21 protein-coding genes and 2 tRNA genes are annotated in these 23,376 nt (G+C 67.9%); 8 read left to right on the forward strand and 15 right to left on the reverse strand.

Annotation, left to right across the window (positions count from 1 at the left end; translation table 11 throughout):
• Positions 1–42: 42 nt before the first annotated feature.
• A tRNA-Ile gene (locus V2L32_RS01600) sits at positions 43–116 on the reverse strand.
• Positions 117–173: 57 nt separating this feature from the next.
• Positions 174–698, reverse strand: coding sequence for an FxsA family protein (locus tag V2L32_RS01605; RefSeq protein WP_331234689.1), 525 nt, complete (start codon positions 696–698; stop codon positions 174–176).
• A gap of 81 nt (positions 699–779) precedes the next feature.
• Between V2L32_RS01605 and V2L32_RS01610 the strand changes: the two genes are divergently transcribed.
• Positions 780–2,387, forward strand: coding sequence for a DUF255 domain-containing protein (locus V2L32_RS01610; RefSeq protein ID WP_331234690.1), 1,608 nt, complete (start codon positions 780–782; stop codon positions 2,385–2,387).
• A 45-nt stretch (positions 2,388–2,432) separates the two neighbouring features.
• The gene (locus V2L32_RS01615) at positions 2,433–3,236 is read left to right on the forward strand and encodes a TrmB family transcriptional regulator (RefSeq protein ID WP_331234691.1); all 804 of its coding nucleotides are present in this window, start codon (positions 2,433–2,435) and stop codon (positions 3,234–3,236) included.
• Here the strand turns inward: V2L32_RS01615 and mptA are convergent.
• The 7 genes from mptA to V2L32_RS01650 form a co-directional block, all read right to left on the reverse strand.
• Complete coding sequence (gene mptA, locus V2L32_RS01620) at positions 3,233–4,183, reverse strand: GTP cyclohydrolase MptA (RefSeq protein ID WP_331234692.1); 951 nt, start codon at positions 4,181–4,183, stop codon at positions 3,233–3,235. The genes V2L32_RS01615 and mptA overlap by 4 nt on opposite strands.
• Positions 4,184–4,230: 47 nt before the next feature.
• Positions 4,231–5,055 (reverse strand): NAD(+)/NADH kinase, encoded by an 825-nt coding sequence (locus V2L32_RS01625; RefSeq protein ID WP_331234693.1) that lies wholly within the window; start codon positions 5,053–5,055, stop codon positions 4,231–4,233.
• Between the two features lie 214 nt (positions 5,056–5,269).
• Positions 5,270–5,899, reverse strand: a complete 630-nt coding sequence (locus V2L32_RS01630; RefSeq protein WP_331234694.1) for a hypothetical protein — start codon at positions 5,897–5,899, stop codon at positions 5,270–5,272.
• Between the two features lie 62 nt (positions 5,900–5,961).
• Complete coding sequence (locus V2L32_RS01635; RefSeq protein ID WP_331234695.1) at positions 5,962–7,290, reverse strand: ATPase domain-containing protein; 1,329 nt, start codon at positions 7,288–7,290, stop codon at positions 5,962–5,964.
• 278 nt (positions 7,291–7,568) lie between these two features.
• Positions 7,569–8,732 carry a DegT/DnrJ/EryC1/StrS family aminotransferase gene (locus V2L32_RS01640; RefSeq protein ID WP_331234696.1) on the reverse strand — a complete coding sequence of 388 codons (1,164 nt, stop codon included), beginning with the start codon at positions 8,730–8,732 and terminating at the stop codon, positions 7,569–7,571.
• Complete coding sequence (locus tag V2L32_RS01645; RefSeq protein ID WP_331234697.1) at positions 8,729–10,171, reverse strand: alkaline phosphatase family protein; 1,443 nt, start codon at positions 10,169–10,171, stop codon at positions 8,729–8,731. Before V2L32_RS01645 ends, V2L32_RS01640 begins: the two co-directional genes overlap by 4 nt.
• On the reverse strand, positions 10,168–12,042 hold the full coding sequence (locus V2L32_RS01650; protein WP_331234698.1) for an asparagine synthase-related protein: 1,875 nt from the start codon (positions 12,040–12,042) through the stop codon (positions 10,168–10,170). The genes V2L32_RS01645 and V2L32_RS01650 overlap by 4 nt, the downstream gene beginning before the upstream one ends.
• A 318-nt stretch (positions 12,043–12,360) precedes the next feature.
• On the opposite strand from V2L32_RS01650, the gene V2L32_RS01655 reads away from it, so the two are divergent.
• A tRNA-Phe gene (locus V2L32_RS01655) sits at positions 12,361–12,434 on the forward strand.
• Between the two features lie 121 nt (positions 12,435–12,555).
• On the forward strand, positions 12,556–13,251 hold the full coding sequence (locus V2L32_RS01660; protein WP_331234699.1) for a DUF7504 family protein: 696 nt from the start codon (positions 12,556–12,558) through the stop codon (positions 13,249–13,251).
• Here V2L32_RS01660 and V2L32_RS01665 read toward each other — a convergent pair whose 3' ends face one another.
• From V2L32_RS01665 to V2L32_RS01675, 3 genes are all read right to left on the reverse strand, one after another.
• Positions 13,252–14,250 carry a hypothetical protein gene (locus V2L32_RS01665; RefSeq protein ID WP_331234700.1) on the reverse strand — a complete coding sequence of 333 codons (999 nt, stop codon included), beginning with the start codon at positions 14,248–14,250 and terminating at the stop codon, positions 13,252–13,254.
• 33 nt (positions 14,251–14,283) lie between these two features.
• Positions 14,284–15,207 carry an archaeosortase A gene (gene artA, locus V2L32_RS01670; RefSeq protein WP_331234701.1) on the reverse strand — a complete coding sequence of 308 codons (924 nt, stop codon included), beginning with the start codon at positions 15,205–15,207 and terminating at the stop codon, positions 14,284–14,286.
• A 152-nt stretch (positions 15,208–15,359) separates the two neighbouring features.
• The gene (locus V2L32_RS01675; RefSeq protein WP_331234702.1) at positions 15,360–18,008 is read right to left on the reverse strand and encodes a DUF7827 domain-containing protein; all 2,649 of its coding nucleotides are present in this window, start codon (positions 18,006–18,008) and stop codon (positions 15,360–15,362) included.
• Positions 18,009–18,534: 526 nt separating this feature from the next.
• Between V2L32_RS01675 and V2L32_RS01680 the strand changes: the two genes are divergently transcribed.
• The gene (locus tag V2L32_RS01680; RefSeq protein ID WP_331234703.1) at positions 18,535–18,684 is read left to right on the forward strand and encodes a hypothetical protein; all 150 of its coding nucleotides are present in this window, start codon (positions 18,535–18,537) and stop codon (positions 18,682–18,684) included.
• Positions 18,685–18,710: 26 nt separating this feature from the next.
• On the forward strand, positions 18,711–19,073 hold the full coding sequence (locus V2L32_RS01685) for a PIN domain-containing protein (protein WP_331234704.1): 363 nt from the start codon (positions 18,711–18,713) through the stop codon (positions 19,071–19,073).
• Between the two features lie 94 nt (positions 19,074–19,167).
• On the opposite strand, the gene V2L32_RS01690 is transcribed toward V2L32_RS01685, so the two are convergent.
• Entirely contained in the window at positions 19,168–21,114 is a 1,947-nt protein-coding gene (locus V2L32_RS01690) for a DUF7827 domain-containing protein (RefSeq protein ID WP_331234705.1), read from the reverse strand.
• Positions 21,115–21,292: 178 nt separating this feature from the next.
• Between V2L32_RS01690 and V2L32_RS01695 the strand changes: the two genes are divergently transcribed.
• Positions 21,293–21,823 carry a 50S ribosomal protein L16 gene (locus V2L32_RS01695; protein WP_331234706.1) on the forward strand — a complete coding sequence of 177 codons (531 nt, stop codon included), beginning with the start codon at positions 21,293–21,295 and terminating at the stop codon, positions 21,821–21,823.
• A 16-nt stretch (positions 21,824–21,839) separates the two neighbouring features.
• Here V2L32_RS01695 and V2L32_RS01700 read toward each other — a convergent pair whose 3' ends face one another.
• Entirely contained in the window at positions 21,840–22,052 is a 213-nt protein-coding gene (locus V2L32_RS01700; RefSeq protein WP_331234707.1) for a YgaP family membrane protein, read from the reverse strand.
• A 56-nt stretch (positions 22,053–22,108) separates the two neighbouring features.
• Here V2L32_RS01700 and V2L32_RS01705 point away from each other — a divergent pair, with 56 nt between their 5' ends.
• On the forward strand, positions 22,109–22,966 hold the full coding sequence (locus V2L32_RS01705) for an ATP-grasp domain-containing protein (protein ID WP_331234708.1): 858 nt from the start codon (positions 22,109–22,111) through the stop codon (positions 22,964–22,966).
• Positions 22,967–22,989: 23 nt separating this feature from the next.
• Here V2L32_RS01705 and V2L32_RS01710 read toward each other — a convergent pair whose 3' ends face one another.
• On the reverse strand, positions 22,990–23,376 hold the full coding sequence (locus V2L32_RS01710) for an Hsp20/alpha crystallin family protein (protein WP_331234709.1): 387 nt from the start codon (positions 23,374–23,376) through the stop codon (positions 22,990–22,992).

Raw genomic sequence — 23,376 nt, forward strand, 5'->3', positions numbered from 1 at the left:
GCCCACGGATGACGGTCGGCCAGGAGGCGACCGTGCTGTGGATGGGCCAACTCGGATTTGAACCGAGGACCTCCCGGTTATCAGCCGAGCGCTCTACCTGGCTAAGCTATTGGCCCCAGACGAGCGCGTTTCCACGTTGACCGCTTTCGGTTTTAAGGGTTTCTCTTCGGCCCTCAGCGCCGCTCCTCGTCCACGTCGTACTCGTCGCGTCCGAGGTCGACCGTTTCCCCCTTCGCTCCGCCGCCCGAGCCGGCGTTCGACCCGCTCGGGGCGCCGGTGTTGGGGAAGCCGAACGTGTAGATACTCCCGCTCGCGAGCCCCCCGGTCTTCTTATCGACGTACGGGACGATGACGAACCGCTTGAGCGCCCCCCGGAACACCGCGCGTGTCGGTGGGAAGACGAAGAGGAAGCCGAGGCCGTCGGTCACCAGGCCGGGGGTGAGCAACAGCGCGCCGGCGGCGATCAGGAACCCGGCGTCGAGCAGTTCGTTCGTCGGGATGTCGCCCTCGGCGACCGCGCGCTCGAACCGACGGATCGTGTGTCTGCCCTCCGCGCGGATGAAGACGACGCCGAGCAGCGCCGTGAGCACCACCAGCAGGACGGTGAGCTGCCAGCCGAGCTGTCCGGCGACGAAGACGAGAAACAGCGCGTCGAGTAGGGGTATCAGCAACAGCCCGGCGAGGAGCTTCTTCCACATACCTCTCTCTACCTGCCCCGGGTGCAAAACGCTTTATCCCCGAACCGCAGGCTCTTACCCCCTCGCGGCGGTAGCGGGGGCATGGACGACGCGTCGGGTCACGTCGAGTGGCGCGAGTGGGGCGAGGAGGCGTTCGCGGAGGCGCGCGAGCGAGACGCCCCGATCCTGCTCTCGCTGGTCGCCCACTGGTGTGCCGAGTGCCGGGAGATGGACGAGCGGACCTACGGCGACCCGAGCCTCGCCGCCCACGTCGGTGACTCGTTCGTCCCGATCAGAGTCGACGTCGACGAGCGCCCGCGGGTCAGGGACCGCTACAACGTCGGCGGCTTCCCCTCGACCGTGTTCCTCACCCCGGGTGGGGAGGTGCTCACCGGCGCGACCTACCTCGGTCCCGACGGCTTCCGGAGCGCGGTCGAGAGCGTTCGCGACGTCTGGAGCGAGCGCGGCGAGGACGCGGGGCGAGTCCCCCGAGCGCTCGGAGGGGGCGACCCCCCGAGAGGGGAGGTCGGTCCCGAGATCGAGGCCCACGCGCTCGCAGCGGTCCGCGAGCACTTCGACGCCGAGAACGCCGGCTGGGGGTCGGGCGCGAAGTTCCCCCTCCCCCGGACCGTCGAGTTCGCGCTCGCCCGCGAACCGGAGCTGGCGACGGCGACGCTCGACGCGGTGACGGCCGCGCTGCTCGACGAGTACGACGGCGGCGTCCACCGGTACGCCGCGACGCCGACCTGGGGAGAGGTCGCCACGGAGAAGCTCCTCGATACGAACGCGGGCGTCCTCCGCGCGTTCTCGAACGCCTACCTCGTCACCGGCGAGGAGCGCTTTCGCGAGCGAGCGGTGAGGATCGTCGAGTTCCTCGCGACGACGCTCTGGACCGGCGAGGCGTTCGCGGCGAGCCAGGCGCCCGACGCGGCCTACTACCTCGGATCCGCGACCGACCGCGAGGGTTCGGAGACGCCGCTGGTCGATCCCGCTATCTACGCCGGGGCGAACGCGCTCGCGGTCGACGCGCTCTGTACCTATGTCGCGACGACCGACGACGACCGGGTGAGGCGGTACGCCGAGCGGTCCCTCTCACACCTCCTCGCCGAACTCGTCGAGGGTGGCGTCGTCTCACACTGCGAGGGAGGCGAGCGAGGGCTACTCGAGGACCAGGGTCGGGTACTCCGGGCGACGGCGACCGCGTTCTCGGTGCTCGGCGACCGGGAGGCGCTCGAGGTCGGTCGAGAGATCGCGGACTGGACGGTCGAGACGCTCTTCGAGGACGGCGCGTTCGTCGACGGCCGACCGATCGGTGAGGGGTTGCTCGACCGACCCCTGAAACCGATCGACACCACCGTCGAGGTGGCCGACGCGCTCTGTGATCTGTCGCTGCTCGCCGACGAGGCCCGCTATGGCGAGGTCGCTCGGGAGGCGATCGGGGCCTTCGCCGGAGCGAGCGACCGACTGGGTGCCGAACTCGCGGGCTACGGAGCGGTCGGCGCCCGGCTCTGTACCGATCCGCTGGTGATCCGGGTCGGGGAGCCGGGAAGCGACCTCCACCGGGCGGCACTCCGGATGGCCGACCACGAGAAGGTGGTCGTCCCGGACCCCGAAGTAGCGGGTGCGCTCGCCGAACGCGGCCAGGATCGCCTCGACCCGGTCGGGACGCCTGCTGACCTGGAGTCGTGTGTCGTCCGACTGCTGGAGTGAGCAACAGGCACAGGGTTTATCTCCGCCGGACGAATCGATACTCCAATGGCCAGCCTCAGAGACCTCGGTCTCTCGGAGTACGAGGCACGCGTCTACCGGACGCTGCTCTCGACCGGGCCGACAACCGCCAAGGAGTTGTCTCGCACGAGCGAAGTGCCGATGGGGCGGATCTACGACGTGCTCAACGGGCTCGAGGGACAGAGCCTCGTCCGCAGTCAGACCGCGAGCCGGCCGAAGAAGTACATGGCCGTCGAGCCGGGGACGGCGCTCTCGCGACTGCTCGACGACAAACGCCGCGAGCTGGAGCAGACGATCGGCCAGTACGAGGAGATCGTCGACGAACTCGAGGGCGAACTCGAGTCCGCCGAACCCGTCGAGGAGCAGTTCTGGACCGCGGCGGTGGGCGAGGCGGAGACGATCGACCTGCTGCTCGAACGGCTCTCGGCCGCCGACGAGCGGATCGTGATGATCGCCGCGGGGACCAGCCCGCAGTTCGACCTCGGCGAGGTCGGCGACGACGTGACGGAGAAGCTCGAGGAGGCGGTCGAGCGCGGCGTCGACGTCTCGGTGCTGATGACGCGGGGACTGGTCGATTCGCTCCCAGAGAGCGTCGGCGAGCGGTATCGCGAGCGCCTCTCGGGACACCCGCACTTTGCGGTCAGGACCACCGACGAACTCGACGGGACGTTCAACATCGTCGACGACGGCGAGGTCGTCATCCAGGTGGCGAACCCGCTCCGGCCGGGCGAGGTGTTCGCGATGATCGACCTCAAAGACCCCGAGTTCGCCGCCGACGTCCACGAGGAGTTCGCCCCGCGCTGGGAGGAAGCCGACCCGCTCTCGTTCTAGTCGTCGTCCGCCGGCATCCCCGAGCCGTTCATCTCCGCTCGGAGGGTGCCGAACTCCGCGACTCGCTCGGCGTGGGCGTTGTGCTGGTGGATCGACTCGTCGTTCGACTGCTTCATCGTCACGACCGCGTCGTCGGGCAGGTCGGGGAACTCCCGGACGACGCCCTTCGCCATCGAGCGCACGCAGTCCTCGACGAACTTCGCGTTCGAGTGACTCTCGAAGGTCATGTGGTCCTCGTCCGGGCGCTTCGCGAGGTTGTAGATCCGCGCGCTCATCGACGAGCGGGCGACGTCGATCAGCTCGATCAGGTCCACCTCGGGTGCGCCCTCGCTCTCGACGACGAGCGTCGCGTGCCCGCGCTGGGAGTGGCCCGGTTGGGGGACGCTGTCGAGAAACGCCTCGATCGTCCCGTCGTCGACGTCGAGGTCGACGAGCGTGTCGCGGGCACGCACCGCGGACATTCCCTGTGAACAGGGACAGACGGTCATCCCGGTGACGCGGGTGCCGATGCGCTCTCTGGTGCCATCGGGCGTCGCGACCGCACCCGCGATGATGTCGACGGTGCCCTGGGTCTCGCGGCCGGTCGCCGGGGTCTCGTCGCGGGTCATGAACTCCGCCTCCATGCGGACTTCCGCCTGGGTGGTGTAGTCGTGTTTCGCGAGCAGGCGTTCGGCGGCGTCGCCACAGACGTCCTCGACGCGGTAGGTCTCCTCCCGTACGGTGTCCTCTAGGACCTCGTTTACGACCTCCATGTTCCGGCTCATGTCGGCGCCCTTGCGCCAGCTCGGCAGGTCGACGAAGACCTCGAACTCCGCCATCAGCACGATCGGGCGGTCGTCGGCGCGGGCGAGCTTCACGAGCTTCTCGACGCCCGTGACCCCGACCTGGCTCAGACCGACCGTGACCTCCGGTCGGTCGGCCTGTACGTCCGGCAGTTGTCGGCTCATCGGAACCCTCTAAGGACGTTCGCCGGTTCAACGTTTCCCTTTACCAGTCAGTCTAGCTTCGAGAGCGCCTCGAAGAAGTCTACCTCCGGGCCCGCCATGCAGACCGGCTCGTCGGCACACGAGATCCGTATCCGTTCGGGTGGCTCGACCCGCCTGCGTCTCCGGCCGTCGGCGATCGCGTACGCCGCCTCGGCGTCGTCCACCCGGACCGTGATCTCCCTGCCCGCGGGGATCATCAGCGGCGGCATCGACTCCCGGGCACACATCTCCGTGATCAGAACCCCGTCGAGGTCGGGGTGGACGAGCGGGCCACCCTCGCTCAGGTTGTACGCCGTCGATCCGGTCGGCGTGGCGAGCAACACACCGTCGGCGTGGCCGCCGGTGTAGAGCGAGCCGTCGACGCGAACCTCGACCGAGAGCCCCCCGCCGGTGCCACGCTGTGGTCCGCAGATCGTGATCTCGTTCAGTGCAGGTGGGAGCGACCAGCCCGGACCCACCGCCTGGAGCCGCGAGACCGCCCGCGAACGGACCTCGCCGGTCTCCTCGTGGTGGTCGAACGCGGCCCGCACGGCCGAAAGCGCCTCGTCCGGTGCGACGGCGTTCAGGAAGCCGACCTCCCCCAGGTTCACCCCGAGGATCGGCGTGTCACCGACCGCCCTCGCGGTGAAGAGGAAGGTGCCGTCGCCGCCGATCGAGACCACGAGGTCGGTGCCGCGCATCGCCTCGGGGGGAACGCCCTCGTCGTCGAGGGCGGCCGCCGTCGCCTCGTCGATACGGACCGTCGCCCCCTCGCGTTCGAGCGTTCCTCGGAGCTCCTCGGCGAGGTAGGCCGCCCGCGGGTTCTCCCGTTTGGCGACGATCCCGACGTCCATAGCCGACTCTCTCGCCCCGGAGTGGAAAAGCCCACCGCTACCGGATCACCCGCGCCAGCGGTCCGAGAGGCGAGCGTCCGATCGGGACGGCGAGCGCGAGAAGAGGAGGTCGTCGGTTCACCCTCAAGGGGATCGGATCGAGCGGAAGTCGTTGGACGGTTCGATCGGGGAGACGCCGGTACGGAGCGGCACGCCGACCCGACGGTTCGGGCGCTCAGTCGTCGTCTTCGTCCTCGTCCTCTTCGGCCGCGTCGCCCTCCTCGCCCTCCGGGGCGTCGGCCTCGTCGTCGCCCGTCGCACCCTCGAGCACGAACTCGACGTCGGTGTCCTCGCCCTCGAACTCGACCTCCTCCTCCTGGGGCTCGAACTCCTCTTCGGGACTCGTCACCGTGATCAGGAGCGTGCCCTCGTCGACCACCGAGGGCTGGAGCTCGCCGCCGTCGATCTCCTCGCTGAAGTTGTGCGTGGTGAAGCCGTCGAGCTCCTCGATCCTGACGAGGACGCCCGTCGAGACCGGCTCGCCGTCCTCGTTCTCGAGGCGGATCGTCAGCTGCGGCTCGTCCTCCTCGTCCTCGATCTCGAAGTCGTCGTCCGCATCGTCCGTCTGGTCGTCGTCGGCGTCGTCCGCGTCTTCTTCGTCGGCGTCGTCGGCGGCTCCGTCGTCCGCCACATCGTCCGCATCCGCGTCGTCCACCGCATCGTCGGCGTCCGCGTCGTCCGCGGTGGTGTCCGTCTCGTCGTCGATCTCCTCTCCCTCTTCGTCGGCACAGCCCGCGAGACCCACGACTGCGGCACTGCCGGCCGCGAGCGTGAACCGTCGTCGGGTAAGCGTTCGCTTCGCCATGTTCGACCACGGACCCTATCGGGCGAACGAACAAAAGTGTCCAGGGGTCGAACGGTACCACGTCACACGAGAACGGACGACGGCCCACCCACCCCAAAGGAGCTTCTCGAGAGGGGCCGACGCCGACGGGACGACCCGGAGGCCGTCGCTGCGGCCTGGAAGTCCGCTCGTACGAACGTGATCGGGTGTGTGTAGGGGTCCGTAAGAGGTCCGTCCGGACCGGTCGCGAGGTTCATACGGACGGTTGTAATCGCTTCCCCGTGATCGCCGGCGATGCTCGTCGACTCGTTGACGAGGACGACGGTCACCCCCCTGTTCTTCAGATACTTCCCGAGCTTGTGGAGTTCGCGGTTCAGCTCCCCCCGCTCGCCGCGAACCGAGAGCCGGTAGCCGGCGATCCCGTCGATCATCACGATCCGCGCGTCCCTGTTCTCGACCTCCTCTCGCACCATGTGCGCGAACTCGTCGGCCGACAGCTGCAGCGGTTCGATCTCCTCGATCGCGAGGGTCTCGCTCTCGAGCATCTCGCGCACCGACACGTTGATCGCCCCACACCGGTGGACGAGCGTGTCCTCTGCCTCCTCGAACGAGTAAACGACCGACCGCTCGCCACGACCCGCCGCCTCCTTCATGAACTGCACCCCCGTCGTCGTCTTTCCGACGCCGGTCGGGCCGGTGATGATCGTCACGGTCCCACGTTCGATCCCGCCGTGGAGGAGCTCGTCGAATTCGGGCACTCCGGAGGGGACCTTCTCCGAGACGAACTCACGTCGGTGCTGGCGCGGGATCAGGTCGGGGTAGACCGTCATCCCGCCGCGGTGGATCCGAAGCGAGTGTTCGCCGCCCTCGAAGTCAGAGCCCCTGAACTTCGTCACCTCCACGAACCGGCCGTCTCGCGTGTTCTCCAGGGTAATCGTGCCGTCGCTCATGAACTGCAGGTCGTCGTCGGGGTCGGGTTCGATGTCCTGGGAGGTGAAGAGCACCGTCGTGCCCTGGTCGTGGAGAAAGCGCATGAACGCGAGCACCTGCTTCCTGAACTGGTAGTCGTCGGGGGTGAGATACCGCAGCTGGGTCAGCGGGTCGACGACCACCCTGTCGGGCGAGAGCGCCTCCACCCGGTCCGCGATCGTCGCCGTGATCGTCCCCTGTTCGACCTCGTCCGGGCGGAAGACGTCGTACGAGAGGTCCCGTACGAAGAACTCCGACTCGGGGCTCAGATCGAGGAAATCGACGCCCTCGATGTCGAAGCCGAACGAGCGTGCGCTCTGGCGGATGTTCGCCTCCGTCTCCTCCAGGTTGATGTAGAGCACCGTCTCCTCCGACTCGAAGCCCTCGATGGGGAAGTGAAGTCCGAGGAGGCTCTTTCCGGCCCCCGGGTCGCCCCGGACCATGTAGGTGTGTTCGGGGACGAACCCCCGTGAAGAACGGTGTCGATCCCCTCGACACCCGTCGAAACTCGATCGCCGAAGTCGTACGTTGGCGAGATATCCGTCCGTCCTGCCATACCCCCTCTCGGTCGGTCATCGGAGAACTCTTTTTCGGTTCCAAAAGTATCTTGATATTAGATCCAAAAATTCGAGTATATCTTGCTCGCCGGTCGGGCTCTCGAAGGACCGCGATCGCACCCCTCCGTTCGAGTGACGGCCTCCGCGAGGTGGTCTCTCCCGGATCACCGCTCGCCGAACCAGGTCCGTCCGACCGCCTCGACCGTCTCCGGGTCGATCGACTGGTCGACGGGGAGGAGTCGCGTCCGTGCGGCGAGCGCCCGTTCGGTCTCGTAGGCATCTCCCTCCAGGACCGCCGGGACGAGCCTCGGCCAGGCCTCGCGGAGGCGACCGGCGGCCCTCCCGTTCTCGACGATCACCGGAAGGGCAGAGGGACAACACCCCCGTGTAGAGGCGTCGAAGAGGGGAGAGACGCCCTCGACGTCCGCCAGGTGCCAGCGCCACGCCGTCGCGTTCGCTCGCCGGGCGCCGACACACCACTCGGGATCGACGTGATCGAGCAGCATCCGGGAGAGCTTCGACATCGCCACGTCGGTCGACGCGTACGCCGGTGCCCGCTCCGTTTCCCGCGGGTGTGACCGTACCGGGGAGAGCGTCCGTGAGAGCGACGAGACGACGGGGGCCGCGGCGGTCGCGCGAAACACCGTCGAGAGGCTATAGCGAACGTCGTCGCTCGTGAACCGATGCTCGACCGACGCGTTTCGGAGCGCCTCGCTCCGTATCCCCGCTCCGGGTACGAGCGCAGCACCGTTCGGCACCCGGAAGAACGGGGAGAACGCGAGCAGGCCGACGTCGCCGGTGAGCCCGACAGCGTCTCCGTCGTGCGTGCTCAGCGCCGCTCGAGTGGCGTCCTCGATCAGGCCCGCGCCGTGGTCGACACAGCGGTCGGCGAACGAGTCGATCGACTCATCGGGCTGGAGGCGGCCGAACGGGTGGGCGATGACGGCCGCGAGCACGGTCTCGTCGAACCACTCGGCGACCTCCTCGGTGGGACGGAGGTCGTCGGTGAGCGGGTAGAACCGGGGGACGAGTCCGGCTACCCGTACCGCCTCCGCGAGGGTCCCCGGCGTGAGCGAGGGGAGCAACACCGTCTCCCCCTCGTAGATCGATTCGAGCGCGCGGAGTGCGTCGGTGAGCGCTCGCGCCTCGTGGCCGTAGAGCGCGATCCGGCCGACGCCGTGTGCAGCGTAGAACGGGAACAGCCCGGTACGGGTCGTCCGTTCCGGTCGATCGACCTCGGGTTCGATCGACCCGAGTTCCCTGTTCGGGGCCGGCTCGATCGTCTCGGCTGCCGAGCCGACGTGGTCGGGGACCCCCCGGCTGCTCATCGTCGCCCCCCGTCGGTCTCAATCGCCGCGTCGGTCGCCGGCTGTGGGTAGCTCATCCGCCCGGTCCGGGGCGCTACCGGGAGCGGGGCTCCGTCCATCCGGTCGGAGAGCGGGAGCGACAGCGCGGCGAGGACGGTCGGAGCGACGTCGAAGAGGTGAGCGTCGGAGAGCGTCCGCGGGTCGATGCCGGGGCCGGCCACGGCGAGGTAGCCCGTCGGGGTCCGACACGGCGTCCCTCCCCGCGAGTCGAACACCTCGCCGCCGAGGGCCGCCGAGAGCGAGACGCCCTCGTTCGGGATCGCGACGACGTCGGGCGCCTCGTCGACGTGCGGGCCCCAGAGGTACGCCTCCCGTCTGACGACGTCCGTGAACGCCGGGTCGCCGTTCGGCGCCGTCAGGTCCCTGAGCGTCTCGATCAGTTCGCTCCGCAGCGTCTCGTACCGGTCTGCTCCGACGACGCCGTCGGGCTCGCGGCCGCGACGGTTCACCCGGAGACCGTACTCGACCGGCGAGCGGAGATAGGCCGTCGAGCCCGCGAGGTCGACCGAACGCGATCCCCTCCCGAGCAGCGCCCGCGGCAGGACGCGGCGGGTCCCACCGATGACCCGGTCGATGGGACCGGAGCCGATCGGTTCGGCGACACACTCCGCCTCGGTCGGCGTCGCCGGCTTCCCGCGGCACGGACCGCTCTCGAGGTAGCCCCGCCGGTGGAGGAACTCGTTGACCCGGAGCTCGTGACCACAGCTCTGGGCCAGACCGTACGCGCTCGCGACGACGACGAGGTCCGCATCGACCCGTTCGAGGAGGTCGCCGAGTCCCGCGTCGATCGCCCGGTAGAGTTGTTCGCGGTCCGCGTCGCCCCTGTTCACCCGTCCAGGTGACTCGAACCGGACGATCCCGACGTCGGGCGCAGCCACGTCGAGCAGGTGAGAGAACGCGGCCAGGCGCTGGTCGACCAGCGCCCGCTCGGCACCCTCGACACCGGGTTCGGGTGAGAGTCGGTACTCCCCGATCGCCTCGCGAACCGCCGAGAGGTCTTCGTCGACCGACGACGCGGGAGGACAGGCCGCGGGGACCGCCGCGACCGACTCCCCGGACGTCGCGAACGGGACGTTCACCACGGTACTCGAGAGGCCGTGGTAAGCGAGGATCTCCCAGAGCGCCGGCTCCCGGGGCGCGTTCACGTCCGTGTGGACCCAGTCGTAGCCCTCGTAGACGAACGGTCCGAAGACGCCGTGTTTCCCGGGGTTCGTGCCGGTGTGAAGCGAGGACCACGCGCTCGTCCCGTGGAGGGGGACCTGTGATCTGAGCGGACCGCTCGCGCCCGTCTCGGCGAGCGACGAGAGCGTGGGGAGGAGGCCACGGTCGAGCATCGGGTCGAGGAGCTGTGGGCTCGCGCCGTCTATCTCGACGATCAGCGCCCGGAGCGACGCGTTCACGGCTGCCACCTCGCGTTCGGCCGATCGCGTGGCCGATCGCCTCCAGCAGCAGTGACGGACTCCACGACGGGCATCGAGAGCAGCGTGAGCGCCGTCGTGAGTTCCGCCGTCCGATCCCTCCCCGCGTCGTGCTCGCGCTCCCAACGCCGGAGCGTCTCCGTATCGAGGCCAGGTACCTCCCGGGCGAGGTGGCAACGACCGTCGATCGCGCGCCGAACGATACCGACCTCCCGGAGGGGTGTTGGGTCGGTCCACGGGTCGTCGCTCATCCGCGCCCGGGGTGGCGTCTCGTCGCCGAGATGGTTCCGCCAGACGTGCCGCGCGGTCCGTGTGAGATACTCGACGGGGAACGGTCGGGTGAGCGGTTCGCCGCTCTCGGCGTCGGGGATCCCCGCGAGCGTCGGCGAGACGCGCTCGACGGCGCGGGCGACCAGGTCGCCTCGCAGCCGGTACTGTACCGGAACGGTCAGCGCGAGGTCGACCAGCCGGGCGTCGAGGAACGGCGTTCGGTAGGGGAGGGTGCGGGTCAGGCTCAGGTGTGGGACGACCCCCATCCCGTTCGCGAGCGGCCACCACTCCCCGCAGTAGCGCAGGTCGGCGAGCGAGGCGTACGCCACACCGTGGTGGTCGATTCGTCCGTCCACGCACCCGACGTTCGAGGCGAGGATCCGCTCCGCCTCGCGGCCGCCGACCGGTTCGTCTGCCGCCCCCTCCGCGAGCCACCCGACGTACGCCTGGACCGAGTCGAGAGGGCGTTCGACCGGGAGCGCGAGGGTGCCGACCCGATCGTGCTCGACCGTTCGTGCCGGAATCCCTCCCCGACCGAACAGCGCGTCGGCGAAGGCGCCCGAGAGCAGCACGTCGACCTCGGAGATCACGTGTCGTTCGAGCCCCGCGAGCGGGCGGTGTGTCGCCGGGCCGTCGAACCCCGTCAGCTCGCCGCCCGCGTCGAACGCGTGTCCCTCGCTCCCGTCACGCCGGAGGAATCGGAACTCGTGGCCCCCTCGCAGGGCGACCCGCTCGGCGGTCCGGGCCTCGCGGCTCATCCAGTCCGCGACGTGAAACGCGGTCGCGTCGGCGTCGAGCGCGGCGAGCACGAGCCGCGAGGCGCTCCCGCCCGAGAGCAACACGCCGTACTCCCGACCGCGTTCGATCCGCTCGAGGAGCACCGTTCGCAGGGTCTCGGCGAGCTCGTCGATCACCGACTCGACGGGCCGTTCGCGAGGGCGGTACCGCGGCTCCCAGTACCGCCGAGAGTCGGTGCTCCCAGTGCCGAGATCCACCGTCGTCACCGTCGCCGGACCGAGCGATTCGACCCCGTTCAGTGGCGTCGTGGTCCCGAACGTCCTCCCGAACGCGAGGTACTCCCGGGTGAGGTCGGGGTCGAACGCGGTCTCGACTCCGGGGTGGGTGGGGAGCTCCTGGACGTCGGTGGAGAAGACGACCGAACCGTCGTCGGCCCGAGCGTGATAGACGGGGAGCGTCGCGAGCCGGTCGGTGATCAGGTGGACCCGGCCAGTGTCCCGCTCGTAGACGAGCGCGAACCCGTTGGCGTTCAGCCCGTCGGCGAACGCGGGCCCGTGGTCGGCGTAGAGCCGCGCACAGTAGTGTGCGCTGTCGACGGATCTGGGGCGAGGGACGTGACCGAGATCGCCCCCGACGGCGTCGTCGTCGAAGCCGAACGCCTCGCCGACGAACCAGACCAGTGCCTCGCCGACGTGGTACGGACCCGCCGTCCCGATCCCCGGGTGGGAGGCCGCGTAGACCGCCACCTCCCGGTCGCTGTAGCGGGTGACCGCGCGGTCGCTCCGCGCGAGGAACTCGGTCGGGGTGCCGTCGTCGCCGCCGAGCACGCAGCAGATACCGACCACGTCACCCACCCCCGGAGGAGGGTGTGGGCGTCTCGGGCTGGCCGTCTCCGGCCGTGGACCGGCGACCCTCACGCCGACACTCGACTGAGAGCATACCCTCACCACGATCTATCGGATGTTTACTACTAGTCCGGTAACGCCGGCTACACACCCCTCTAAACCCGGTCGAGTAGGGGTTAGACGGAGGATAACGCTCGTCGGGAGTCGTGCCCCCCAAGCGACGAGTTCCCCTGGAGCGTTATGTGGGACGTAACGCCGCTCACGGGACGTGCGCCTTTCGAAAGGCTTTTTCTCCGGCTGATCGTCGCTCGGAGTAGGGCCGCCTTAGCTCAGCCTGGGAGAGCACTCGACTGAAGATCGAGCTGTCCCCCGTTCAAATCGGGGAGGCGGCATTCGAATTCTACTCGGACCGCGTTCGGCTGAATACTTGACGGTCCCCTACCAACCGTGTGTGTGGGTCGCACGGTCGGACGCAACGTTTATTTTCTTACCCGTTGTCTCTTGGTTAAGAGTATGGTCGAGGAGTGGCGGTCCACCGAACCTGACTACGCGGAGACGGCGACGCTCGTCCGCGAGCTCGATGCGATGAAGCGTCACGGCTCCGCGCTCCTCGTCGTCGGCTCGGTCCCGGACCGGATCAGAACGCACGCGTGCGAGGCGTTCCTCGGGACCGACGTCGCCCGACGCCGGCTGTTCGTCCTCACCGAGGGACGGGAGCCGCCGCTGTCCTGTCTCCCGCAGACACACAGAGGAGGCGATCACACGCGCGTCGTCGAGTACCACCGGCCCGCCCGTAGCGCGACCGCGGCGACCTCCACACCGCTGTTGCCCGTTCCGACGCGGACGGTCTCCTGCGGGCGGCTCTCCGAACTCGGCATCGAGATCTCGGGGGCGATCGAGGCGCTCGACCGGGCCGCCTGCGGGCTCTCGCCCGCGGAGCTCCGGCTCTGCTTCGACTCGCTCGTCCCGGTCCTCGCCTCCTCGGAGGAGGTGACCGTCTTCCGGTTCCTCCACCTGCTGACCCACCGGGTCCGATCGGTCGACGGCATGGCCCACCTCCATCTTCCGATCGACCCCGACACACCCGTCGTCGGCCGGCTCACGCCGCTGTTCGACGCCGTGGTCGAACTCGCGGAGACCGAGACGGGGCCAGCCCAGCGCTGGACGCTGCGCGACAGGAACCTGGAGACCGGCTGGCTCTCGCTCTGATCAGAGGTCGGGAACGTCCCAGTGGACCTCGTCGGCTCTATGCCACTCGTCGTACGCCGAGAGCCGCTCGCCCGCGAGACCGGTGAGCCTGACGTCGTGATAGAGCGTCGAGTGGGTGTAATCGAGGAAGGTGACCGCGATTCGGAGACCGTCCTCGAGAAACGCCGTCGCGAGGCCGTTGTAGACGTGTTTGTGCCGCCTGTCGCGAACCCAGAACGCGGCTACGGGAACGGCCTGTCTGACCGCAGGGACCGCGTGGAACGCCTCGATCGCCCGGTAGGAGAGCTCCCAGCAGAACAGCCCCGTGTGTCCCCGTTCGAGCAGCGAGTCGAGGTCGGTCGTCACCTCGAACGGCGCTCTGAGGTCGACCCTGCCCAGAAGCACGTTGTCCTGGATCGACCCGCCGACGTACCGCGGGACGTCGTAGCTCCCGTACTCCCGGAACCCCTCCGCGAGGCCGTTCGCGAGCGCCTCGGGGTTCGAGGGTTCGGCGGCAGCGAACTCGACTACCGTCTCCGGCGAGACGGGAGCCGCGACCGAGCCACGCATCGCCCCCGTGATCGCCGGACGGTGCTCCGCGTCGCGGACCCGGTCGAAGAACCCCTCCGGTCCGTGGAACTCGTAGTCGTGTGCTCCTCGCTCGATCGCCGCGGCATCCTCGACGAGCGTGGTGACCGCCCAAGCGAGGCCGTGGTCGTCGTCCGCTCGGCGAACGGCGTCGGTCGGAGAGGGGGTCGAGGACCACTCGCCACCGTGCGGTCGGAGCCACGCCCGCTCGTCTTCGGATTCGACGAGGAGTTCGTAGCTCCCGCGTTCGCCGTCGACGGTCACCGGGTCGAGTTCGAGGCGTTCGTCGAGCAGGCCGTCGAGTTCCTGGTCGAGTAGGTTCGTCCCGCCGTCGACGTGTCCGTAGCCGAGCAGGACGTTGTCGACCGCGCGGAACGATCCGAGCGCGAGGAGACCGCCGCCGATCGCCGAGAGCGCCCGCCGTCGGTTCATCGCGAGGAGTATCTCCTCGGCTGTAGTAAGCTTTCAGTCGTCGCTCGGCCGAGTGATCGGTGCTGGCGAGTCGAGGAGGTCGTACTCCGTACCGGTGAGCAGGTAGAGCAGGTCCTCGACGATCACTGCCAGCTCTGGCAACAGTTTGAGGACGACCCAGAACAGCGCGAGCAGCGCGACGACGGCGAGCCCCTGCGAGAGGATTCGATCCGCGACGAAAAAGGAGACGCGGACGGGATCGGAGAGTCCGAAGACGGTCATCACGGGCCCGACGAGCGCCTCGTGGGCGAAGAGCTGTTCGCCCGAGGAGTGAGCGATGAAGACGTTGCGGACGACGTTCATGACCCAGATCGCACCGATGGCGAGGCCGAGCGCGGCGAGGCGCCGGCGCAGGGGTGCACGGACGGCGGCGGTCAGCCCGCCGAAGATCGCCATGCTCCCGATGCCCGTACACGCGAAGACGATCCGGGTCGAGTACGCCCCACCGGAGGCGGTTTCGGTGCCCGGGAAGACGAAGAGGCTCCGCAGGCCCCGGTCGTCGTCGACGAACTCGTACTCGGTGCCGAGCGCGGCGAGGCCCCACTCGGTCTGTGCGGCGACGACCTCGATCAGCCCGTCGTGGAGGGGGGTGACCGTCTCGAACGGGATGTAGATGACGAGCGCGACGGTCACCGCCCGCGAGAGCACGAGCAGCGAGACGCGACCCGATGAGAGGTGGTAGGCAACGGCGAGACAGGCCGGGACGCCGATTGCCACGAGGACGGTCTGGATCACGCTCCGGTGTTCGAACGCGAAGAAGGGGATCATCAGCAGCCAGAACCCGGCGAAGAGCACCCACGCGCCGGCCATCGCCCGCCGGCCGAGTGAGGGATCCCGCCACTCGGCGGCGCTCGCGACGAGGAACGCCGCGACGACCGCCCAGAGAAGTGGGTCGGTCACCGCGGAGAGCTCGGTCATGTCTCGTGGGTGGCGGCCCGTCGGTATATGTTTGCTGACCGTCCGAGGAGCCGTTCGACGTCCGTTCCGGTCGCTCCCGCTCGGCGGTCGAGCGCATAAAAAACCGCGGTGGGTAGGGACCGGGCGCGTACCCGGTGGTTCGGTGGTCGAGTTCAGACGCGGTTTCGCGCGGCGAGGCCGGCGGCGGCCAGCAGCGCGATCAGCGCGACGATGACACCGAAGCCAGGCTGGTCCTCGCTCGGGGTCGAGACGTCGTCGTCGCCGTCGAAGTCGTCGTCGGCACCGGGGACGTCGTCGGCGTCGTCGTCAGACACCGCCGGGTCGTCGTCACCGTACTCGTCCTCGGTCTCCTCGGAGAGCGTGACCGTCACGGACTTCTCCGCGGAGTCGAGGGTGACCATCTGCGAGTGGTCCTCGTAGCCGTCGGCGCTCACGTCGAGCGTGTGGTCGCCGCGGTTGAGCTCCATGACGACGGAGCCGTCGGAGCCGGTGGCCTCGGACTTGTCGCCGACGGAGACGGTCGCGCCGGAGATGGCGTTGCCGTCCTCGTCCTCGACGTTCACGGTGAGTTCACAGACACCCGCGGGGCCGTCGGCGTACTTCGCGTCGACGATCATGCCGGTGTAGTCGTAGGCTGCGATGTTCTCACCGCCGCTTCGGAGCATGATGTCGAACTCGGTGCCGAGCTCTTTCTCGCTCAGGTCGACGGTCGCGTTCCACGTGTAGTCGTCGTCAACGGTGACGTCCTGCGTGTGGATGAACGAGGTTCCAGCGGTCGAGCGGAGTCGGAGTTCGATCTCCGAGCCCGGCGCGAGCGTGGTCTCGCCGCTCATCGAGACGTCCTCGCTGGCGGTGACATTCAGGTTCGCGTCCATCGTGTCGTCGAGGGTCGCCTGTCGGTCGACGATCTCGAACTGGGACTCGAGTTCGACGTCGTCGTCGAGGTAGTGCTCGAGCGCACCGTCGTCCTCGAACTCGACGAGCACGTCGTAGACTTCACCGGACTCCGCGCCACTGATGTCGATCACCAGGTAGTGCGTGTCGTTCTCGAAGTCGTTGACGATCTCGATGTTATCGACGGAGATGTTCGCGGGGTTCTGGTTCGGGCCGACGGAACTCTCGTTCTCCTCGACCGTCACGCTCAGAACGCCTGCATCGATCAGTTCCTCGAGGTCGTCCTCACCGTCGAAGACGCCCTCTAAGCTGCTCGCCTCGAAGGAGGCGATGACCTGGTCGTTCTCGGCGACGACGTCAGCGGCGGTCGCCCACTCGCGGACGTCCGATGCGTCGTCGATGTCCTCACCGCTCGGGGCGATGTGGTTCTTCAGCTCGTCACCGGACTCGTACTCGTAGATCACGAGGGCCGCGAGGTCCTGTTCCTCGCCGCCTTCGATCGCCGTCACGGACATGTCGTAGTCGGCGGCGTCAAGCGGTCGCTCGAGATGCTCGTCGGGGTGGTTGAGCGTGGCGGAGACGACTTCATCGTCGTCGTCCTCGGTCCAGTAGACGTCGTTCTCGTCGACGTCTTCCTGGCCGGCGAGGTACGTGTTCATGTAGACCGTGACGTTGCCGGACTCGCTACCGTCGTGGACGTGGACGGTCGCGTTGTATCCGAGGTCGTCAGTGCCGACCTGGACCCAGGCGTCCTCGCTGCCTTCGAGGTCGACCTCGAACTCAGCGATACCGCCCTGGTAAGCAGTGTAGGAGGACTCGGTGAACTCAGCCTGCGCGTCGGGAGCCTCGCCGACTTCGATCGTGGCGTTGGCCTCCGCGGTCGTGTCGATCACGGACGCGTCGAAGGTGTAGTTACCCGCGTCGACGCCGGTGAAGTTGGCGACGAGCGTCGAGTCACCGTCGATCTGGTAGACACCGTCGGTGGCGGAGGCGTTGTCCTCCGCACCGAAGAGGTCTTCGAGCTCAGCGGAGTCGAAGTCGTCAGAGGTGATGTTGGCCGTGTAGCCAGCGCGGTTCGAGTCGATCTCGAGTTCCGCCTCCTCACCCTCTTCGACGGTGGAGACGTTCCAGTTGGCGTCGAGGGTCTGCACCGCGACCTCGAACGTCAGGTCAGTGTCGTCTTCGCCGTCGACTCGGAGGATGTACTCGCCGTCGAGGTCATCCGTGTCGATCTGGACGAACTGCTGGCCCTGGTCGTCCACGTGGACGTTGAGCTGCGTGACGAACGAGCTGTCGTCCTCGTCGCCCTGTCGGAGTTCGACGTCGTCGTCGTCGACGTCGGCCCAGACGCTCTGGCCCTGGAAGACCGTGCTGACGTCTTCGATGTTCGAGCCTTCTCGCTCGGCGTCGCCGACCTCATCGACGAGAGTAATGTCGAGCGCGTCGCTCTCATACTCGAGGTTACCTTCGTCGTCGTAGATGGCGACGACGTGGACGTAGTCACCGTTGTCGAGTACCGAGAGATCGATACCTTCGAAGACGAACGAGTCGTCCTCACCAGCATCGATTCCATCGAAATCGGCTTGAGCCTCTGCTTCGATGTCATCCACGGTGGCCTCGTCCAAGTCAACGTCACCGTCGTAGAGCTCCCAGTAGATCTCGTAATCGTCCGGGATGTCTTCAACGTCATCGTTGTTCGTTACTGTGGCCTCCACGTCAAGGTCGATATTCGTACCGACCACCGCACCGTCATCGGGTGCGGTGATCTCAACGTCGACGTCGCCAGCCTCCGGCTGGGCAGCCGCTCCGCCCACAAACGCTGCGGACATGGCGACGACGGAGAGGACCATAATCGCGGCAAGGAACAGCGCCTGTCCCTTCTCGCGAATGTCTGTGTTTCCTGTCATGATTTGTTGTGGTTGTTGTACCTGTCTGACCGACCGACCCCGTCGCGCGTCCATGAAACCCGGACGACCGACGACGGTACTGGGACAGCCATGGGTAGGGGCAGTTCCCCAAAACAGCAAACGTATAATAAGCCTTGTGTGTTTTTGGGTTGCGAAAACCGCATGAAGAGAGCTAAATTGTGGGTCGCAGTACCACGATACGTCTCGAAAATACAGAGTGAGTTACCGGACCGAAATCGGGACGGGTACCGGGTGGTAAGTCGGTTGGACGCTTCCGTGACTCGGGGGAGACGGTTCCACCTAACCGCCGCGGAACGTATCGACGATCAGTACGGATACGAGTCAGTTCGCACCACCCGTCTTTCGTGCGTGCCGTTCGGCGAGCGCGGGAGGTCACGAACGACACAACTATTTATAGATTTCACACACTACTCTATAGACATGGCGAACACGAAGACGATCGCCGTGAGCGAAACGGCCTACGAGCGGTTGAAAGCCCGGAAGAGAGGGTGAGAGCTTCAGTAACGTGGTCGAGCGGCTAACCGGCGGACGATCACTGCTGGAGATCGCGGGTACCGGAGACCCGAACGACGGCTACGCAGAGCGTGTCACGGACGCGGGCGCGAGTCTCGACCGATCGGTCGAGGAGGTCGGTGAGGAGCTGCGCGACCGGTAATCCTCGACACCTCGTTTCTCCTCGACGTGCGACACCGGGACGCGGAGGCGATGGCCTGCGCACAGGAGATCGAGATGGGACCGGAGCAGGTTCGTGTCTCGGCGATCACGCTCGCAGAGCTCCAAGCCGGCGTGCCGCGATCTCACGAACCGCTCGTCGAGCACACGGCGATCGTCGAGGTGACTGCTTCGAAAGAAGTCGTCCCAGTTACACGGCCGATCGCGCTTCGCGGCGGCCGGCTGTACGGCGAACTGCAGAACGACGGACAGAGCGTCGGACTGGGCGACTGCCTGATCGCCGCGACCGCCCTCGAGTTCGAGGAGCCGGTCGTCACGCGGAACACGGAACACTTCGAGCGGTTCGACGGGCTGCTGGTGCTCGAGTACTGATCACTCTCGAAGATCGTTGAGGGAGCGTTCGGACCTCGACGGCGACGAAAAGAGCGTCGAAAACGCGGTCCTCGAACGGTCGCTCGTCTCTCTGCTACCGTCGTGCGTGGACGGCCGCCCCGACGGCGGCCGCGAGCGCGAGCAGCGCGACGAGGACGCCGAATCCGGGCTGGTCCTCGCCGGTGATCGCCTGCACCGGCGCGCTCTCGCCGTTCGAACTCCAGCCCTCGCCGCCGGTATCGACGACGCCGGTCGTCCCGTCGTCGTCGCTTCCGTCGGCTCCCTCGCTCGGGGGCGTCGTGTCGCCCTCGTTCTCGGCGGGCGAGACGACCGTCGCCTCGCCGATCAGCTCGTCCACGGGGTCGCTCCGGATCTGGACCTCGGTGTCGAGCGCGACGCCGGAGAGGTCGACCTCGACCGCCCAGCTGCCGTCGGAAGCGATCTCGGTGCTCAGGACGTCCGCGAACGGCGTGCCGGCGACCGATCGGAGGTGGAGTTTCAGTTCGGTGCCGGGCGCGAGCGTCGACTCTCCGGCGAGCGTCCCCCGGTCGCCCGCCTCGGCCTCGGCGACCTCGATCCCCTCGCCCGCGAGCGTCACGGCGGGTTCGACGATCTCGACGGTGGCACTCGCCCCTTCGGCATCGTCGGCGGCGGGGAACGAGTCGTCGACCTCGATCCCGATCTCGAGTCGGTCGCCCGCGTCGATCGCCTCGTGGGACGTGTCGACGACGACGTAATGAGTCCCGTCGTCGCCAACGATCACGTCCGTCGGGGTGAGTTCGATCGGGTCGCTGTTCTGTCCGGTCGGTACGACGGTCACGGTGTGCTCCACCCCGTCTAGCTCGTCGGCTGCGAACGCGCCGGAGAGGCTGGGTGCGGAGACGGCGAGCACCGCGCGGTCGCCCGCGGCGACCTCGTCGCGCTCCGTGATAGCGGCCTCGACCGCCTCGCTGTCGGCGAGCTGGCCCGTCGCGGGTGCGACGTGCGCGCTCGCGTCTCCGAGGTCGAACGGTTCGATCACGAGCACCGAGAGGTCCTGGGTCGCCTGGTCCAGGTCGGCGCCGACCTCCAGTTCGTACACCGCGGGTTCGAGCGTCGCATCGAGTGAGTCCTCGTCCTCGACGATCACCTCGTCGCGGTCGTCGGCGGCCGAGTAGGCGGCCCCGTCGCCGCTCCCCGCGAGCAGGGTGTTCACCTCGACGGTGACGCTGCCGTCGTTCGAGCCGTCGACGACGGTGAGGTTCGCCTCGTAACCGACGTCCTCGCCACCGATCCGGAGTTCGGCCTCGTCGGTGTCCTCCAGTTCGACGGTGGACGCGGTCACGTCCCCGCGGTCGGCCTCGGTCGATCGTTCCGCGAAGCCGGCCTCGGGGTCGATCTCCGGCACCGAGAGCGTCACGGTGTCGCTCACATCGGTGTCGGTGACGGTCACGGTCAGCTCGTACTCGCCCGCCTCGAGCGTCGAGAGCGAGAGGGTGTGCTCGCCGGCGGCGTCCTCGACGAGGAGCGTCCCGTCGTCGACTTCCGTGCCGGCGTCGAACAGCGCGGCGAGCTCCGCGCCGCTCAGCCCTTCGGAGCTTACCTCGACGTCGTAGCTCGTCCGCATCGAGTCGATCCAGAGCGTCGTCTGAGTCGCGTCGTCGTACCAGTCGATCGCGTACTCGGTGCTCGCAGTGAACCACTGGGCGGTGACGACGAACGAGCGGTCCTCGCCGCTCTCGTCGCGCAGCGTGTACTCGCCGTGTCGGTCGTCGGTCTCGACGGTTATCCGACCCTCGTCGTCGGCTCTGAGCTCCGTCTCGAAGCCGTCTGCCGACCAGAGCTGGAGCTCCTCTCCGGGGTCGAAGCCGGTCACCTCGACCTCCTGGCCGGCCCACACGAGCTGGCCGTCGAGGTCGTCCTGTGCGTACGTCTCGTCTGCCGAGGACCCGTCGGCCGCGGCGACGCCACCGAGGGCGGTGGCGAGCGCGAGGGCCGAACAGACGACGATCAGGGTGAGGAGCGTCGTCGGATCGGGTCGGCGGTGTCTCTGTCGTCTCATCGTGGTCGGTCGCCGGCTCGTCCGGCGCAGTGGCGGTGCTCTCTCCAGGATGGGTAAAAGGCCGCGGGGAGTCGGGGCTCACCGGCGGGGTTACCGGGGGATCTCTCGGCTCGGGAGGACCGTTCGTCCCCGCTTCGAAGGGGTTATGTGCGGCGTACACGTCCGAACGGGTAAGACTATGGCCGACAAACCAGGCTCGATGTACCGGGAGATCTCGAAGCCCCCGTACACCCGACGGGAGTACATCACCGGGATCCCCGGCTCGAAGATCGCACAGCACCGAATGGGCGACCGGAACAAGAGCACGGACGAGTGGCCGATCCAGATCAGCCTCGTCGTCGAGGAGGAGGGCCAGATCAGAAACGGCGCGCTCGAGGCCTCGCGGCTGGCGATGAATCGCCACCTGCTCAAGAGCCTCGGCGAGGGCAACTACGCCGCCACGCTCCGGAAGTTCACCCACCACGTCCTCCGCGAGAACAAGCAGGCGACCGGCGCGGGCGCGGACCGGGTTTCCGACGGGATGCGCCAGTCGTTCGGCAAGGTCGTCGGAACCGCCGCACGGATCGGCGCCGAGGAACGCGTCTTCACCATCTGGTGTGACGTCGAGGACGCCGACGTCGCCAAGGAGGCGCTCCGCCGCGCGTACAACAAGATCGCCCCGCCCTGCAGGATCGAGGTCGAACGCGGCGAAGAGCTGCTGATCGCGTAACCCGACTCGGCCGCACTCACTCGTCTCTACAGGTATCGATTCCCAGTACTCTGTTCCCCAGACAGCGTCCGCTCACGACGTTGAACGTCAGTCCGATCCCCGCGACGATGGCGAGCAGCGGACCCAGCGAGGGGCCCTCCCTGAACAGGTCCCGATAGGCGACGGCGAACAGGGCCGCAGCCACTACTCCCCGAAGCACCCGATCCGCACCGCCGACGTTTCGCTTCATGCTCCTCTTTGGAACGGCTCCGACATACCTTTTGATCCCTCGTCCCTCCTCCGGGTATGCGCCTCGCGGTCACCACCCGCGCCGAGACGTACGACCGCCTCCGCGAGATCCTCCCCCCACACGGGATCGACGTCGGGTTCCTCCGGGCGACCGAACGGGCGACCGTTCTCACCGAAACGCCCTCCCACTCCTTCGACGTGGGCCTCGTCGCCTCCTCGCGGCCGATGGAGGCCGGAGTTGTCGACGCGCTCTACGGACTCCCGTGGGTGAACGACCGCGAGGCGATCCTCACCTCGCGGAACAAGGCGGAGGTGCTCGCCCGTCTCTCACGAGCGGGCCTCCCCGTCCCCGAGAGCGTCTCCGTCTCGAATCCCGTAGACGAGGACGTCCTCGTCGAGGTCTTCGAGCGGTTCGATCCGCCGGTGATCGTGAAACCGAACTCGACGACGAGAGGGACCGGCGTCGCGCTCGCCGCGGACCTCGATACGTTCCTCGGGATCTGTGATTACCTCTCGCTCGTCCACGACTACCGCGCGACCGGCGACCGCTCCTTCCTCGTCCAGGAGTACGTCCCAGAGGCGACCGACTACCGGGCGATGGTGGTCGAGGGAGAGTACGTCGGGGCGGTCGAACGTCGACTCCCCTCACGTGCGCGCGCGCACGGACGGTGGAAACACAACGTCCACCGAGGGGCGACTGCGGAGGATGTCTCCCTTCCCGACGATCTGCGGGAACTCGCGGAGGAGACGGCCAGAGTCCTCGATATTCCGTATCTGGGCGTCGACCTTCTGGTGGCCGGGGAGAGAGCGGTCGTCTCGGAGACGAACGCCCGGCCAACGATCGACGAGACGACGAAGTACGAACCCGGCTTCGAGGAGCGTCTCGCGGGGCTGATCCGCTCGCGGGTCGAGTGAGTGCGAGAGAAAGCCGGCGCGGGTTACTCGACGTCGATGTCGGCCGAGCCGTCTGCGACGTCGAAGCTCACTTCCAGCACGCCGTTGTTGTAGGTCGCCCGCGCGGAGTGTTCGTCGACGCGGATGGGAAGCCGAACCCGCTCGTCGTACTCGCGGTGGTCGGTGTTCGCGCTGATCGTCAGGATCTCGCCGTCGCACGTGAGGCCGATGTCGGACTTCTCGACGCCGGGCATGTCCGCGACGACGCGCACCTGATCGCCGTCGTCGTAGACGTCGACGTGGGTGTCGGCGCCGAAGCCGGCGTCGGCGCTGACGTCGACGCGCGCGTCGACGCCCATCATCTCGTTCATCATCCGCTCGATCTCGCGGAAGAGGTCGTCGAAGGGGTCGTTGCGGTCGTCGCGTCTCAT

Origin of the sequence: Halalkalicoccus sp. CGA53, assembly GCF_036429475.1 — an archaeon.
GTDB lineage: Archaea > Halobacteriota > Halobacteria > Halobacteriales > Halalkalicoccaceae > Natronorarus > Natronorarus salvus.